Genomic DNA, 15,187 nt, shown 5'->3' on the forward strand with positions numbered 1-15,187 from the left:
CCTGACCGACGGTGTGAACAACGTGACCGGCACCGCGACGGACAACGCCGGCAACACCGCCGACGCGACCGCAGCGGTGGTCAACATCGACACCGTCGACCCGACGATTTCGTACACGCTCAACCCGGTCGCCCCCGAGGGCAACGACGGCTGGTACACAACGGACGCGGGCGTCATCGTCCACTTCACGTGTGAGGACGTGGGAGGGTCCGGAATCGCCACGTGCCCAGGCGACACAACCCTGCACGACGGCGCAAACCGGTCGGTGACGGGTACCGTGACCGACAAGGCCGGCAACACGACGACCGTGACGACGACCGGGATCAACATCGACTCCGTCGACCCGACCATCTCGTCCACCCTCGACCCGGCCGCTCCCAACGCCGCCGGCTGGTACGCGGCGGACGTCGTCGTCGACTTCACCTGCCGTGATGCGGGATCCGGCATCGCCACCTGTGCGGGCGACGTGACCCTGGTCGAGGGGGCGGGCCAGTCAGTGACGGGCGCCGCGACCGACCGGGCCGGCAACACCGCGACCGCGAGCGTGTCGGGGATCGACATCGACACGACCGCACCCACCGTTGCTCTCCTGGGCGGCCCCACCGGCAGTTACCAGTACGGAAGCAACCCGGCCGCGCCCAGCTGTTACGCGACCGACGCCCTGTCCGGAATTGCCTCCTGCGTCGTGACCGGCGGCGGCACCACAGTCGGGGATCACTCGTACCTGGCGACCGCCACCGACACGGCCGGCAATACGAGCACGTCGAGGAGCGCGTACACGGTGCTGGCCTGGACCCTGAAGGGCTTCTACGCCCCAGTCGATATGGGAGCCAACGTCTGGAACACGGTGAAGGGCGGCAGCTCCGTCCCACTGAAGTTCGAGATCTTCTCCGGTGCCGAACTCACCAGCGTCTCGGCCGTCAAGAGCTTCACCGCCACGGCCGTGACCTGCCCCGGTTCGTCCGCGGTGACGGATGCGATCGAACTCACCACCACGGGCGGCACGAGCCTGCGGTATGACTCGACGTCGGGGCAGTTCATCCAGAACTGGCAGACCCCCAAGAAGCCGGGTACCTGCGCCGTGGTCACCATGACCGCCCAGGACGGTTCCACGATCAGTGCCAACTTCATGCTGAAGTAAGCACCGAGCGCAAGCGCAAGCGGAACACGGAAGGCCCCGAGCGGAACTCGGGGCCTTCCGTCCTGCGCCCCCAGACACGGGAATTGTGCCGGCCACCGCGGACCGCCAGGCACTACGACCGAGGTGAGCCCCGCTCGCCGCGTTCGTCACGGAGCAGCTCGAAGGCGCTCTCGCGGTCCGTGAGGGCGAGCTTGCGGAGCACAGCCGAGACGTGCACCCGCACCGTCGTCGGCGACACGAACAACCGGGCGGCTACCGCCTTGGTGGAGTTTCCCTCCGCGAGCAACTCCATCACCTCCCACTCCCGCGCGCTGAGCTTGCCCGCGGCCACGGAGCGGCGCAGGAAGCGGCGCCGCGCGGGCGCCCGGAACTCGCCGAGCACCCGCAGCACGAGCTCCGGCGCCATGGCCGCCTCGCCCGCCAGCACGGCCCGCAGGGCACCCGGCAGGGCGCCGGGATCGGTGTCCTTGAGCAAGTAGCCCGAGGCGCCCGCGCGCAGGGAATCGAAGAGGTCGTCGTCGTCCTTCGACATCGTGAGCATCACGATGGGCGTCTCCGGCAGGCTTCGGCCGATCTCCCGGGCTGCGTGGATCCCGTTCCCCGGCATGTTGATATCGAGCAGCACCACGTCGGGGCGGTGATCGAGGGCGAGCCGGATCGCATCCGCTGCGCTTGCCCCCTCGCCGCAGATTTCGCAACCACCGGCCTCGAGGGCCTGGCGGATCAGCGATCGTATCGGGGCATGGTCGTCGGCGATGACGACGCGGATGCCGGTGCCGTCTACCACTGGACCGTCACCACGCTTCCGCCCGCGGGTCGTGCCTCCACCTTGAACGTGCCCGGAAGCGCCCGCGCCCGAGCCTGCATGCTGACCAGGCCGTAACCGGTGGAGACCACGCCGGCCGGCACATCGAACCCCACCCCGTCGTCCGCAATCGCGAGGCGCCGACGGCCCCCGGCCTCGCTGAGCCGGATGTGCACCCCCATGGCTTTGCCGTGGTGCACCGCGTTGGACACCGCCTCCCGGGTGATGCGCATCAGCGCGTGCTGCTGCTCCGAATCGACGGTGATGGCCTCATCGAGGTCGACCCGCAGGTCGATTCCGTACCTCGCGGCCAGCTCCGTGGCCGCCCGGTGAACGGTGAAACTCAGCGGCTCATCGCTCGTGCGTCCGAGCGCCTGCACGGCCGCCCGCGCCTCGTCGAGTGCGCGATCACAGGCGTTGACGATACGGATACCGGATGCGACATCCACGGGAATGGCGTGGCTTTCCGCGCGGATATAGGCGAGCTCCTGGATCACTCCGTCGTGCAGCTCGCGGGCGAGCCGCCGCCGATCATCGAGCACCGCCGCGGTGACCTGCGCCCGCCAGTAGGTGCGGATCTCCCGCGCCGCGCCGACCAGCAGCAGCAGGTAGCAGCCGGTGCGGAGAAGATCCCCGGTGTAGAGCCAGTCCGTGTACAGGGATGGGAAGAGCACGTAGTTCAGGCGGGCGAACGCCCCGAGCGCACAGGCCGGGCCGAGCCAGCGGAGCAGTTCGTCGTCCCGTTTGGCCGACTGTGACGCAAAGGCCACCGAGGCGATGAAGAAACTCACGGCCGCCGCGCCCTGGGCGAGGAGCAGCACGGGATGGCCCGTCAGGAGCGCGTTCTCCGCGGACACCGGGGCGGAACCCGGGTCGAACGCCACGGGGAGCCGGTCCCGGCCGGTCCAGAGGGCGAGGTAGACCGCGGCCACCAGGGGGAGGGGGGCCAGCGCCAGCAGTCGGCGCCGGAGCATCCGTTTCGCCGGTCGCGTGTGCGCCAGGGCGGCGGCCAGGATCAGCAGGGCGCCCACGACTCGGATGGCCAGCGGAAGCCAGATGTCGAGCGTTCCCGCGCGGATTCCGCCGAGCACCTCGGTCAGGTAGGTCAGGCCCAGGCCCGCCGCGGCCAGCAGCACGAGACCCTGGAAGAGCAGCAGATCCTGCAGCCGCCCGTGCCGCAGGAACCGACCGAACACGAGGGACGCCACCAGCAACGCCACGCAGGCGTCGACCGAGTCGAGGACGAGGTGAGCCGAGGGATTGCGGAACCCGAAGACTACGGCGGGGCTCCACAGCAGGGCGCTGGTGACGGCCAGCCCGACGAGCCAGGCGGCGATGGTGAGTCGTGAGCGAGCCGCCCACGCCCCGAGCGCGTGCATCCGCCGGTCAGGCTCTGCGCCGCGGGAGTCGGCCTGCGGATGCCCGGCCGGGGACAGCGGCGGGGCAGCGAAAACCGCGGGGAAGCGAAAACTTCGGGGTCCTGTGGTGCCCATGAGAATTGCCTTGGGAACGCGTTGCCGGAGCTGTCGGGTCAGCCGCTCGGGTGAGGCGAGCATAGCCGCGCCACCTCCGGGCGGCCAGTCCCCGAGTGGGGGATAAGGCAGAACGGATGCCCGAACGCGCACTGCGCGTCCGGGCATCCGTTCTGCTGCGGCGGTGCTAGTTTCCGGCGTGAATGTCCGCGTCGGCACCGGCACCGGCGTCAGCCTCGGCAGCCACGTGCGCCTGGACCCGCTCGGCGATCTTCTGGACCACGCTGCCGTAGTCGCCGCTGAGGGCGGATCCTTCGAGCTTCTGCGCGGAGGCCTCCTGCTCGGCGGCGGGCGCGTTCTTCAGCTCGGCCAGGTCGGCCTGCAGGTCGGCCGGCAGCTCGTCGAGGAGCGCGGGGTTGTCCGCCAGCTTGAGGGCCAGTTCCGTCACCGAGGATCCGGCGTCCGCGGTCGGGTCGGTGTCCGCGGTGCCCGGCGCGGTGCCGAGGTCACTGCCCAGGGCGGCCTCCACGGCGGCGGCCAACGGGTGCTCCGGGTTGTCCCGCACGGCCTCGGCGATCTTCGTGACCTCCTCGCCGTAGCCGCCGGCCAGCGCGGTGGTGCGCACGGTGGCGGCGGCGGCGGCCCGGTCGGTCGCCCCGGTAGCGTCCGTGAGCGCGGTCAGGTCAGCCTGCAGGTTCGCCGGCAGGGTGTCGAACAGCTCGGCGTGCTCGGAGAGGGTGGTGGCCACCTTCTGGGCCTTCACATTGCCGCTCTGCCCGTGGGAAAGGTCTGCGCGAAGTTCGGCCGAAAGCGACGCCAGGAATTCGCCGTGCGCCGTGGCGCCGGAATCCCCGCTCGTGCCGGCACTCGCGCTGAAACTCGTTGTGGGCTCGGCGCTGAGAGGGGCGGCGGTGGCGCCCTGCGCGCCGACGCCGAGAAGGGCCCCGGCGGTCAGCACGGAGGCGGCGCCGAGGGCGACGCGCTTGGTGCGGGAGGTGTCGGCTGTCGGGGAGATCGTGTGCTTGTTCAAAGTGGATCCTTTCGATTGCGGCGGCCGGTCGGCGAAAAACCCGATCGATCGTTCGTAGTCATCGGAGGAGTTTAGGTACCGGGAGTGGGGGGCCGGTCCGTGCGGGCTGGGAATCGGGTTGGCTGCCCAGCCGTTCCGGTCGGGTGTGTCACCGGGCCCCGTCGCCGTCCGGTGCGCGCACATTCAGGCCAGGAATGCCGCCTGACCAGGAGTTGAGAGTGCCAGGTCACGGGTGTTCGCCCGGCCGGGCGACCGGACTCGGCGGAGCCCCGGGGCCTCGGGGCGATTACGCTCTGCGCGGAGAAACCGGCGGAGAAGCCAGCACGGAAACGCGAACCGTCGGGACCGCTCAGGGCGTCGGCAACAGCCCGTGCTTGCGGCAGGGCTGGCCGCCGACGAGGTTCAGGCACGAGTTGAACGCCGTGGGATAGCCCACGGCCTCCGACGCACCGAACCACTGGTTGTAGAACCGCCAGAAGTTCAGGTTGCCGTGCGTCGAGCATCCGTCGCCGTCGGTGCCCGGGCGTGCCAGCGCGGCGGAATTGGGCTGGTACGGCGTGTAGTTGTAGAGGTTCGCGGTGGCCTGGTTCTCGATGGTGATGGAGGACGCCCCGCAACTCGCATCCGGATTGAAACCCACGCGCACGGTTCCGATCTTGTAGGCGCGCTCGGGCTCCTGGGTGTATTGCCGGAACTGCCAGGCGGCACGGTAAACCTGGTTGAATAAGCCGAAGTACGCCGTGTCGCAGTCGGCCGTGTCGGGGCAGCCGTAGCCGGTGGCGCGCAGATAACCGGATGCGCTCGGCCGGGTGAGCAGGGACTGCTCCTTCTGCAGCAGCACGAGCAGCACCTTCGGGCTGATGGAGCAGGCCGCGGATACCTTCGCGATGATGCGGGCGGCCGACTCGTTGCGGCCCCCGGGGTATGTGGTGCAGTGCCCCTCGCCGTGGGCCGGCTGGGAGATCGTGTTCTCCTCGTAGTCGGCCAGGCACGGAGAGCCGTCGCGGGGGATGCAGGAGCGCTCCCTCAGGAACGACTGGATCTCGCCCTCGTTCAGAGAGTCGGCGTTGTAGAAGTTGTAGTCGCTGATGATCGCACCGGGGGCGAATCCGGTAGGCGCGGCGGCTTCGTCGGCGGTGTGCACCGACGCGGCCAGCGCCAGGCCACCGCCCAGCACGGCCAGAGTGACGACCATCGCCAGTGCGGTCAGTCGTCGACGCGGCGTGCCCGGGTACGTCATAGGGGAGACCTTACCGGGGCACTGCGGGAAGGGGCTGGGAGTCGACGGCCGACACGCAGCAGCGCGCGCGTCGCGACCCGGGCCCCCGGAGTAGTTTGGGGTCATGCCTGACACACAGCCAGAACAGACTCCCGTTTCCAGCGACAGCATCGTCGTCGGACACGACGGATCGGGTCACGCCGATCACGCCGTGACCGTGGCGCTCGACCTCGCCGAGCAGCTGCACGCCCCGGTCGTGCTGGTGCGCGCGTGGTCCATCGACACGGCGCCGCGCCCGGCCAACTGGGAATTCGGCTATGTCTCGTCGATCGAGGAGTATGCCGACGCGGTGCGCGTTGAGCTCGGCGAGGCCGTGATGGCCGAGGTGGCCAAGCATCCCGACGTGAAGGTCACCTACCGGGCCATCTACGCCAGTCCGTTGAAGTCCCTGATCGACGTGTCCCGAGGCGCACGGATGCTCGTGGTCGGCTCCCGAGGTCGCGGCGGCCTTAGCGGCATGCTGCTGGGTTCCGTGAGCGAGCAGTGCGTGCGGCACGCCAAGTGCCCGGTCCTGGTCGTGCGCCCGAACACCTGAGCCGACCGCTGGCGGCGGTCGGCTCCAGTCAGCTCTGGTCGGCGTCGATCCGGTTGCCGACCGCGAACCAGGCGACCGCCCCGAAGACCGGCGCGCAGACGACGGCCAGCACCCAGCTCGCCCGCGCTGCCTGCCGAAGGTGGATGGCCCGGCTGATCTGTATCAGGGCGGCGGCGATCAGCGCCGCGCTGCCCAGAACGGCGAGACCGCCGAGTCCGAGTGCTGCCATCTGCACCATGCTTGCACTGTCGATCATTGCGACCTCCCCTGTTGAACCCCCTGAGACGCTATTTTTCCCCTGTCACAGCGTCTCGTCCCTAAACCATACCAAACGGTATCTTCTGTGGGGCCAATTGAGGCGGAGTGGGGCCGATTGAGGCAGAGACGATACAACGGATGCGCGGGGCCGTGTGCGACCCGGTTCGGGCAGTCGCTACGCTGGAAGCCGGAATAACCGAGGAGTGGAATGGCGCAGCAACAACGGGCGATCGGAACGCGGGCCGCGATCATCCGAGGTGCGGCGGTCGCCTTCCGGGAGCACGGGTACGGCAGTACGACCCTGGCCGGACTGGAAGTCGCCGCCGGGGTGAGCAAGGGCGCACTCTATTTTCATTTCGCGTCCAAGGAGGCGCTCGCGCTCGCCGTGATCGAGGCGCAGCACGAGGCCTCGATCGGCTTGGGTCAGAGGCTGCTGGACGGCACGATGCCCGGGTTGCAAGCCCTCATCCTGATGACCTTTGAGCTGGCGGCGCAGGTGCAGGACGAGCCGGTGGTGAGTGCCGGCATCCGTCTCACCATGGAGGCCTCCAATTTCTCGGTGCCGGTGGTCGGTCCGTTCCATGACTGGATCGATGTCTGCGGGAAGGTGCTGCGACGCGCGATCGATGAAGGTGACGTTTCGGCCGATCTGAACGTAGAGGCCGCCGCGCACTTCATCAGCCCCGCCTTCACGGGCGTGCAGACCGTCTCCCAGGTGCTCACCGGGCGGGCGGACCTCTTCCAGCGCGTGGAGGAGATGTGGGCGCTGCTCCTGCCGGGTCTGCTGCCGGCCGGGCTTACGGACGAGCGGCGGGCGAAGCTGACCGCACTGCCGGCCCAGGTGCGAGCGAACTGCGCCGCGGGCCCGGGCGCTGCGGGCGGGGTAGCGGATCGGGCCTAGGACCCAGCCGAAGCGGTCGACCCTCCGGCGGACGCGCGCGCCCGCCGGGAGCGCCACCACGCCCAGACCGTAGTCAGGATGCGCTTGAGGGCCACGGAGATGCGGTGCGCGGTGGGGAATTCCGTGCCCAGGATCGCGATGCCGAGGAAGACGACGAGCCAGCCGGGCCCCGGGAGGGGCACCAGGATGAGCCCGATGACGGCCACCGTGGAGCCGAGTACGCCGACCACAGTGCGGTAGAGCCAACGCAGCCGAGGGTGCTGATCCACCCAGGCGCGGCTCCGGCGCAGGAAGCGCCGGATCGGGTGGGCGGAGCTGCGTCCTTCGTCGATTTCGCGCTGGAGGATGACGGTCATGCGTTCAGGTTAAGCGGGGTCGCTGGGAACCTGCTGCGCGGGCATCCGTCGCCGCTGTCGCCGCCTCTGACCGGAGCGTGACTGCGGCCCCGGGGGTACTGTGTGCGGCATCTGGATCAACATTCGGTATCACGGAGGAGACGAATCATGGCTGCACTTGCAAAACGCGAGCGTTTCGAAATGCCGGAGCCGGTGCGGCGCTTTTTCGAGGGCGACTGGGACGCTCCGGCCCTGCGGGTGGAGGAATTCCGCGACGGCGGCAACTTGGTTGTGAGGGCGGAATTGCCCGGAATCGACCCGGAAAAGGATGTCGGTGTGTCGGTCAGCGACGGCGTGCTGCACATTCAGGCCGAGCGGCAGGAAAAGACCGAGCACAAGGACAAGGACGGCTACCGGACCGAGTTCCGGTACGGCTCGTTCACGCGCGACATCGCGCTGCCCCGCGGAATCAAGGAAGAGGATGTGACGGCGTCCTACCGGGACGGCGTGCTCGAGGTGCGCGTGCCGGTGCCCGAGGGTGCCGAGGAACCGAAGAAGGTGCCGATCGCGCGAAGCTGAGCCGGCCCCGAATGGGGGACGCAATGTGCCAATTCTCTTGACTCACGTCGCCTTAACCGGTTTAGTTGGCTGTACCAAACCGGTTCAGTCTGAACCAGGAGAGAAGAAATGACGTACAACGCTGTTCGCTCACAGTCCCCCCGCCCGCGATCTCTGAAAGCCGTGGCCCTCACCGCCGCGGTCTCGCTGCTCCTACTCGGAGCCGGCACCGCCGCGGCCGCCGCGGCACCGCCACCCGGCGCATCCGCCGCATCCGCCGCATCCGGTGCACCGGCCGGAGCCGTCTCCACCCGGCCCGCCCCCGCGGCGTCCGCGCCGCTGACCAACCTGTCCCACCTCACATTCCTGCTCGACACCGTGCCGCTGACCGCGGTCGACGGGCACACCACCTACGAGATCGACCAGCAGCCCACCGCGCAGGCGCCGTGGACCTACGCCGACAAGAAGGCGGACGGCAGTTACGGCCGGGCCGGCGGCGGGTCGCTCGACCCCGCGACCGGGCACTGGAGCCAGGGCGCCTACAACGCCGACGACATCGCCCGCACCGCGGTCGTCTACCTGCGCCACTGGCAGCAGACCGGTGACGAGACCAGCCGCGAGCACGCCGTGCAGACGCTGCGCTCCCTCACCTACCTGCAGACCGCGACCGGCCCGAACGCGGGGAACGTGGTGCTCTGGCAGCAGGCCGACGGCACCCTGACCCCCAGCGCCACCCCGGTGGAACTGCCCGACCCGAGCGACTCGGCCGAGTCCTATTGGGTGGCCCGCACCGTGTGGGCCCTCGGCGAGGGCTACGCCGCGTTCCAGGCTGCCGACCCCGACTTCGCCGCGTTCCTGCAGGACCGCCTGCACCTCTCGCTCGACTCCCTCGAGCGTCAGTCGCTCGCAAAATACGGCACCTTCGACGTGGCCGACGGCGTGAACGTTCCGGCCTGGCTCATCGCGGGCGGGGCGGATGCCTCCGCCGAGGCCGCGCTCGGCCTCGCCGCCTACGTCACGGCCGTCCCGGACGACGACACCGCCCGCACCGCGCTGACCCGGCTCACCGAGGGTGTCGCCGCGATGTCCTCCGGCTCCGCCACCGAGTGGCCTTTCGGCGCGATCATGCCGTGGAACAAGTCGCAGACCCTCTGGCACGCTTGGGGCGGACTGGCCCCGGCCGCTGTCGCCACCGCGTCCACGGTGATCGGACGCTCCGACCTGCTCGGCGCCGCCGTCAAGGACGCCGCCCAGTTCACCCCGCAGCTACTGGCCGCCGGCGGACCGGACAACGCCTGGAGCCCCACCCCGGGTGAGGCACAGATCGCCTACGGCGTCGACTCCCGCGTGCAGGGGCTCGTCGCCACCGCCGCGGCCGCGAACGCCCCGGGGCTGCTCGACCTCGCCGCCGTGACCGCCGCCTGGTTCTTCGGCGCCAACCCGAACGGCGCCCCGGCCTACAACCCGGCAACCGGTACGGCCATCGACGGCATCGAACCTGACGGCCGGATCAACCCCAACTCCGGCGCGGAATCCACCATCCACGCCCTGATGACCATGCTGACCCTGGACGCGAATCCGTCGCTGAAGGTCAAGGCCCTCGGCATCGACGCGACCGTCTCCACCGTGGGGCTGAGCGTCGTCGAGGCCGAGTCCGGCACCATCACGGGCGGCGGGTCCGTGGTCACGCCGCCGTCGTCCTGGACCGGCGAGGCCAACCTCTCCGGCGGCGCCTACGTGGCGCTGGGTACGGGCGACTCGCTGAGCATCCCGGTTCCCGCCACCGACCAGGCTCGCAACGTGTTCCCGATCGTGAACCAGGGCGAGGCCGACTCCGGGTCGACGGCCTGGTCGTCCGCGACGTCGACGCTGGGCAGCACGAGCAACGGCGGCGCGGGCGCGCAGGGCATCACGGATGCCCTGGGACGCCTGTTCCCGCTTACGCTCCAGCAGGCCCTGCCCGGGGCGGACACCGCGGTCGTCGGCATGGCCGATGGGGCGGCATCCGTAGACGCGCTGCTGATCCAACCGCTGATCTCGACGATCACGGTGACCGGTTCGGCGGGGGAGTCCACGGTGTACGTCAGCGCGGCGACCGAGTCAAGCGTGCGCACGGTGGCCGTGCCGCGCGGCTACCGGCTGGCGCAGCAGGCGTTCGATGCGACCGGCACGCCCGTCGCATCCGTTGACAAGAAGGCTCCGAAGACGGGGGCCGTGACGGTCGTCGCCGGCGGGTTCACCGTGGCGAAGCTGGTGCGCAAGTAGGGCCGGCGCCCTCGGGCCTGCCCGCGCGCGCCCACGTGCGATGGCGGTGGCGGTGGGGTGGCAGGGGCAGTGGCTAGGGGAGCGGCAGCGGCTGCGGGTCGACTCCGAGGGTCGTGAGCATGGCCTCGACCTGATGCCGGATCTGGTCCCGGATGCGACGCACTTCCGGGGTCGGCTGACCGGCCGGGTCGGCCAGTTCCCAGTCCTGGTAGAGCTTGCCCGGATAGACCGGGCAGGCGTCGCCGCAGCCCATGGTGACGACGACGTCGGCGGCCTGCACGACGTCATCCGTCAGCGGTTTCGGGAACTCCTCGTCCAGGTTGAGGCCGAGTTCGGTCATCACCGCCATCACCGTGGGGTTCAGTCCCCTGGCCGGAGCCGAACCGGCCGAACGCACGTGCACCCGACCGCCAGACAGGGCCTGGGTCAGCACCGCCGCCATCTGGGACCGCCCCGCGTTCTGCTCGCAGACGAACAGGACCTCGGGGACGTCCTTGGCGATCGTGCCCTTTGCCTGGGCCAGAGCGGTCAGGCGGTCGGTGGCGTAGCGCCCCGTGTTGGTCACGAGGAACGCCGTGACCGTCGACGTGCGCAGGAGCGACGTGTACGACTCGAGCACGTACCGTTCGATCGTCTCGGCGCCGAACACGCCCGAGAACCGGTCGGTGAGGTGCGCGGCCAGCCGTCGCAACGACTCCTCGGAGAAGGCCAGTCCGGGCAGTGACCGGCGCACGCTCAGATCGCTCATGGCGGGTCGGACCTAGACCTGGGCGGGGAGGATCTCGGCGAGCAGGGCCTGGATGCGGGCCTTGATCTCGTCGCGGATCGGACGCACGGACTCGATGCCTTGGCCGGCCGGGTCGGCGAGTTCCCAGTCCTCGTAGCGCTTGCCGGGGAAGATCGGGCAGGTGTCGCCGCAGCCCATGGTGATGACGACGTCCGACTCCTTCACGGCCTCGGTGGTGAGGATCTTGGGCACGTTGTTCGCGATGTCGATGCCCTCCTCCGCCATGGCCTCGATCGCGATCGGGTTGATCTGGTCCTTCGGCGCGGAGCCGGCAGAGAGCACCTCGACACGGCCCTCGGACAGGGCGGTCATGTAGCCGGCGGCCATCTGAGAGCGGCCCGCGTTGTGCACACAGACGAAGAGAACGGTGGGCTTTGCGGTCATGATCGGTGGTTCCTTCTTGATTTTCGGGGGTGGACGGCGGGGCGGTATGCAGAGATCAGACCGGGTCGGGAAGCGGGTCGGCGTCGGCGGCGGTGACGGCGGCGGCGTCGGTGTCGTCGGTGTCGTCGGTGTCGGTTACGGCGGTGTCGGCTGCGACGGATGCCGGTGCCCCGGCGCCCGGGAAAAGCCGCGGTCGCAGCCACAGCGCCACGTAGACGAGGGCGACGAGCGCCGGCACCTCGATCAGGGGGCCCACGATACCCGCCAGGGCCTGGCCGCTGGTGGCGCCGAAGGTGCCGATGGCCACCGCGATCGCCAGCTCGAAGTTGTTGCCGGCGGCGGTGAACGCCAGGGTCGTGGTGCGCTCGTAGGAGAGCCCGGTGAGCTTGCCGGTGGCGAATCCGGCGGCGAACATGACTGCGAAGTAAACGAGGAGCGGCAGGGCGATCAGGGCCACGTCGAAGGGGCGGTCGATCACCTGGCGGCCCTGCAGGGCGAAGAGCAGCACGATCGTGAACAGCAGCCCGTAGAGGGCGAACGGGCTGATTTTCGGCAGGAACCGGCTCTCGTACCAGTCGCGGCCGCGGGTGGCCTCGCCGACTCGGCGGGACAGGTAGCCGGCCAGCAGGGGAATGCCGAGGAAGACGAGCACGCTGACGGTGATCGCCCAGATCGAGAACTCCGCACTCGTGGTGGAGAGGCCGAGCCAGGCGGGGAGCACCTGGAGGTAGAACCAGCCCAGGGCGGCGAACGCGATGACCTGGAAGACGGAGTTGAGGGCCACCAGGAAGGCGGCGGCCTCGCGGTCGCCGCAGGCCAGATCGTTCCAGATCAGCACCATGGCGATGCAGCGGGCAAGGCCCACGATAATGAGGCCGGTGCGGTATTCGGGCAGGTCCGGCAGGAAGATCCAGGCAAGGGCGAACATCAGGGCGGGCCCCAGCAGCCAGTTCAGCACCAGCGAGGAGACCAGGAGGCGGCGGTCGCGGGCGACTGCGCGGGCATCCGTGTAGCGAACCTTGGCCAGCACCGGGTACATCATCACGAGTAGCCCGATCGCGATGGGCACGCTGACCGAGCCGATCGTGAACGCAGCGAGCAGGTCGCCGACGCCGGGCGCGACGACCGCCAGCAGCAGGCCCAGGGCCATTGCCGCGAGGATCCAGACTGGCAGGAGACGGTCGACGGCCCCGAGCCGCGCCGGGGCGATGGTGTTGTGCGCGGCAGCCGGCTGCACGGTTGGCGGGGCGGAGGGCCGGGCGGTGGTCGATTCGGGGAAGGGCATGTGGCTCCGTGAGCAGGTAAGACAAAAATCGGCGGGTGGGACATAAAATCAGGGGTGTCGATAGGGAGTCTTCCCCAATGCATCGATGGATGTCAATTTATGGGAGATACTGTTCAGATGCCGTTCACCGAGACCCGTGCCGTGCCTGAGGCGTCGACCGCTGCGGTCGCCCTGGATTTCGTGACGAATGCCACGGGTGTTTCGGATGTCGCAGATGGCGCGACGGATGCCGCCGCCGCGGCCGCTGCTGCCTGCTGCGCCCCTGCCGCGCGAGAGGCGATCGGCGCCGATGAAGCGGAGCGGCTCGCCCGGCTGCTGAAGGCCGTGGCCGACCCGGCCCGGTTGCGTCTGGTCTCGCTGGTGGCCGCGCACGACGATATGGAGGCCTGCGTCTGCGACCTGACCGAACCCCTCGGGCTCAGTCAGCCCACCGTGTCACACCACCTCAAAGTGCTGGTGGACGCCGGTATCCTGACCCGCGACAAGCGTGGCACCTGGGCGTACTACCGGCTCGTGCCGGGAGCGCTTGGGACGCTGGCGGATCGGGTGCTCGGGCTCTGAATTCGCGGCTCCGAGTTTGCTGTGCTGAGTTTGCGGTGCTGCGCGAGCGGGCTAGGCTGTAAGGCTGAGCTTTTGGGCGATCGCGCGTGGCGTCGATCCTGGGCAGCCGGCCGGAACATTTGTCACCGATTTGCGCAATCCCATTGCTTTTTCAGGATACCGAGATATCCTCATTACTTGTGCGCGAAGCCCCACGTCGTGCGGCGCACCTGGACACTTCCTCTGAGGGAGCGTCGTTCCCCGTGGGATTTGATCTGCGCTGTGAGCGCATTCTCCGTCTGAGTGAGGTTCCGGCTCCCCCTCACCCGACCGCGTAACCGCGCCGACGAGAGCTTTCACCATGCCCAATTTTCCCCTGTTCCCTTACTGCCGCGTTTCGGCGGAAGGTGCCTATGCAGACGCCTAGGCTCACCAGGTTGCCCAGACTCACCAGATTCACCCTGATCCCGCGTCAGGCCGCCGCCGGCGGCTTCGCGATGCTTTTCGCCGGACTGCTCACGGTGATCCTCGGCATTCCCGCGCAGGCCTCGGAACTCGACGTCTACAGCTGGCGGCCGCCGGCCGCCGTGGAAGCATCGGTGCGGGCCTCCGCGGTTGCCTCCGCGGACGCCTCAGCGAATGCCGACGCGCCCGATCCCACCGCGCGTGCTGCCGCCGCCTCTGATGCCTCCGCCGCCGAAGCGACGCTACAGAGCCTGATGCCGAGTGCGGCGGCCACCGCCACCGTGCAGCGCGACGGTTTCACGGTCACCGACGCGCCGAAGCCCGAGCCCGTGCCTGCCGCCCCTGCTGCGGTTCCGACCGCCGACGATGCGGCCGCTCCGGCCGCCGCTAATGCAGCCGTGCAGTGGCCATTCCCGGGCTCGGTTCGCCTCTCCGGTCCCTATGGTCCGCGCGATGCCCCCTGCGGGGGCTGCTCGACGTTCCACAAGGGGCTCGATATGCTTCCCGGCGAGGGTGCACCTGCTCTGGCGGTTGCGGACGGCGTCGTGCGTGAGGTCTCCGCCACGGACAACGGCGGCTTCGGCGTCTACGCGATCGTCGACCACACCATCGACGGACAGCTCGTCAGCAGCGTCTATGCGCACTTCCAGGCCGGCTCGCTGCAGGTTTCCGCGGGAGAGTCCGTGGGCGTAGGCACGCACCTGGGCAACGTGGGCAGCACCGGCCAGAGCACCGGCCCGCACCTGCATTTCGAGATCCTGATCGACGGGATCACCCCGACGGATCCGTACGCCTGGCTGTCGCAGCGCGCTGGCCCGATGTAGTCGCGAGGGCCGCGCGAATTCCTCGGGGTGCTCGGGTTGCGCGGTCTGCGCGGGGGTCGCTGCGTGCCGGCGGGAGCCTGTGCGCGGGTGGGCGCCGGTGGAAGGCCCGGCTCAGGCCGGCAAGTGCCCGGCTCAGGCCGACTCTCCGGTTCAGTTCTGCGGATGCCGCGCTCGGCGTCGCGCCCCTCGCGGCATTGTGCTGTTTGGCCCGCAGCATCCGCCCTGAACGAATTCGACGGAGATTTTGCCGATTCACCCCCGAAATCGTCGAAACCGGCCTTCGGGCAGCAAAATCTCCGTCGAATTGGTTCCCACCCGGGATC

16 protein-coding genes are annotated in these 15,187 nt (G+C 69.5%); 7 read left to right on the forward strand and 9 right to left on the reverse strand.

Features of this window, described 5'->3' with window-relative positions:
* Window positions 1-1,141, forward strand: a 1,141-nt coding sequence (locus tag E3O62_RS16585; protein ID WP_194085921.1) for a PxKF domain-containing protein, incomplete at its 5' end; no start/stop codon positions are given.
* 112 nt (window positions 1,142-1,253) lie between these two features.
* On the opposite strand, the gene E3O62_RS10560 is transcribed toward E3O62_RS16585, so the two are convergent.
* The 4 genes from E3O62_RS10560 to E3O62_RS10575 all read right to left on the reverse strand — a co-directional run bounded on the left by E3O62_RS10560 (window position 1,254) and on the right by E3O62_RS10575 (window position 5,688).
* Window positions 1,254-1,928, reverse strand: coding sequence for a response regulator transcription factor (locus E3O62_RS10560; protein WP_134394889.1), 675 nt, complete (start codon window positions 1,926-1,928; stop codon window positions 1,254-1,256).
* Window positions 1,922-3,439 carry an ATP-binding protein gene (locus E3O62_RS10565; RefSeq protein ID WP_166786465.1) on the reverse strand — a complete coding sequence of 506 codons (1,518 nt, stop codon included), beginning with the start codon at window positions 3,437-3,439 and terminating at the stop codon, window positions 1,922-1,924. Before E3O62_RS10565 ends, E3O62_RS10560 begins: the two co-directional genes overlap by 7 nt.
* Window positions 3,440-3,605: 166 nt before the next feature.
* Window positions 3,606-4,448, reverse strand: coding sequence for a hypothetical protein (locus E3O62_RS10570; RefSeq protein WP_134398472.1), 843 nt, complete (start codon window positions 4,446-4,448; stop codon window positions 3,606-3,608).
* A gap of 349 nt (window positions 4,449-4,797) precedes the next feature.
* Complete coding sequence (locus E3O62_RS10575) at window positions 4,798-5,688, reverse strand: hypothetical protein (protein WP_134394892.1); 891 nt, start codon at window positions 5,686-5,688, stop codon at window positions 4,798-4,800.
* A gap of 103 nt (window positions 5,689-5,791) precedes the next feature.
* On the opposite strand from E3O62_RS10575, the gene E3O62_RS10580 reads away from it, so the two are divergent.
* Window positions 5,792-6,262, forward strand: a complete 471-nt coding sequence (locus E3O62_RS10580) for a universal stress protein (RefSeq protein ID WP_134394893.1) — start codon at window positions 5,792-5,794, stop codon at window positions 6,260-6,262.
* Between the two features lie 28 nt (window positions 6,263-6,290).
* On the opposite strand, the gene E3O62_RS10585 is transcribed toward E3O62_RS10580, so the two are convergent.
* On the reverse strand, window positions 6,291-6,518 hold the full coding sequence (locus tag E3O62_RS10585) for a PLDc N-terminal domain-containing protein (RefSeq protein WP_134394894.1): 228 nt from the start codon (window positions 6,516-6,518) through the stop codon (window positions 6,291-6,293).
* Between the two features lie 210 nt (window positions 6,519-6,728).
* On the opposite strand from E3O62_RS10585, the gene E3O62_RS10590 reads away from it, so the two are divergent.
* Window positions 6,729-7,421: a ScbR family autoregulator-binding transcription factor gene (locus tag E3O62_RS10590; protein WP_134398473.1), complete on the forward strand. Its 693-nt coding sequence runs from the start codon at window positions 6,729-6,731 to the stop codon at window positions 7,419-7,421.
* On the opposite strand, the gene E3O62_RS10595 is transcribed toward E3O62_RS10590, so the two are convergent.
* Window positions 7,418-7,777 carry a TIGR02611 family protein gene (locus tag E3O62_RS10595; protein ID WP_134394896.1) on the reverse strand — a complete coding sequence of 120 codons (360 nt, stop codon included), beginning with the start codon at window positions 7,775-7,777 and terminating at the stop codon, window positions 7,418-7,420. The genes E3O62_RS10590 and E3O62_RS10595 overlap by 4 nt on opposite strands.
* Before the next feature lie 180 nt (window positions 7,778-7,957).
* Between E3O62_RS10595 and E3O62_RS10600 the strand changes: the two genes are divergently transcribed.
* Together E3O62_RS10600 and E3O62_RS10605 are read left to right on the forward strand one after the other, a co-directional pair.
* Complete coding sequence (locus E3O62_RS10600; protein ID WP_241973431.1) at window positions 7,958-8,335, forward strand: Hsp20/alpha crystallin family protein; 378 nt, start codon at window positions 7,958-7,960, stop codon at window positions 8,333-8,335.
* Between the two features lie 108 nt (window positions 8,336-8,443).
* The gene (locus E3O62_RS10605) at window positions 8,444-10,579 is read left to right on the forward strand and encodes a hypothetical protein (protein WP_304990561.1); all 2,136 of its coding nucleotides are present in this window, start codon (window positions 8,444-8,446) and stop codon (window positions 10,577-10,579) included.
* Window positions 10,580-10,652: 73 nt separating this feature from the next.
* Here E3O62_RS10605 and E3O62_RS10610 read toward each other — a convergent pair whose 3' ends face one another.
* From E3O62_RS10610 to arsB, 3 genes are read right to left on the reverse strand one after another with little or no spacing between them, the layout of a single operon-like run.
* A complete protein-coding gene (locus tag E3O62_RS10610) occupies window positions 10,653-11,327 on the reverse strand; it encodes a three-helix bundle dimerization domain-containing protein (protein ID WP_134398475.1) in 675 nt (224 codons plus the stop codon).
* A 12-nt stretch (window positions 11,328-11,339) separates the two neighbouring features.
* Window positions 11,340-11,750, reverse strand: a complete 411-nt coding sequence (locus E3O62_RS10615) for an arsenate reductase ArsC (protein WP_134398476.1) — start codon at window positions 11,748-11,750, stop codon at window positions 11,340-11,342.
* 55 nt (window positions 11,751-11,805) lie between these two features.
* A complete protein-coding gene (gene arsB, locus E3O62_RS10620; RefSeq protein WP_134398477.1) occupies window positions 11,806-13,035 on the reverse strand; it encodes an ACR3 family arsenite efflux transporter in 1,230 nt (409 codons plus the stop codon).
* Between the two features lie 180 nt (window positions 13,036-13,215).
* On the opposite strand from arsB, the gene E3O62_RS10625 reads away from it, so the two are divergent.
* Window positions 13,216-13,596 carry a metalloregulator ArsR/SmtB family transcription factor gene (locus E3O62_RS10625; RefSeq protein WP_241973440.1) on the forward strand — a complete coding sequence of 127 codons (381 nt, stop codon included), beginning with the start codon at window positions 13,216-13,218 and terminating at the stop codon, window positions 13,594-13,596.
* A gap of 416 nt (window positions 13,597-14,012) precedes the next feature.
* Window positions 14,013-14,864 (forward strand): M23 family metallopeptidase, encoded by an 852-nt coding sequence (locus E3O62_RS10630; RefSeq protein WP_134398478.1) that lies wholly within the window; start codon window positions 14,013-14,015, stop codon window positions 14,862-14,864.
* The last annotated feature ends 323 nt before the right edge of the window (window positions 14,865-15,187 follow it).

It is taken from the genome of Cryobacterium sp. TMT2-15-1, assembly GCF_004402345.1.
Taxonomy (GTDB): domain Bacteria; phylum Actinomycetota; class Actinomycetes; order Actinomycetales; family Microbacteriaceae; genus Cryobacterium; species Cryobacterium sandaracinum.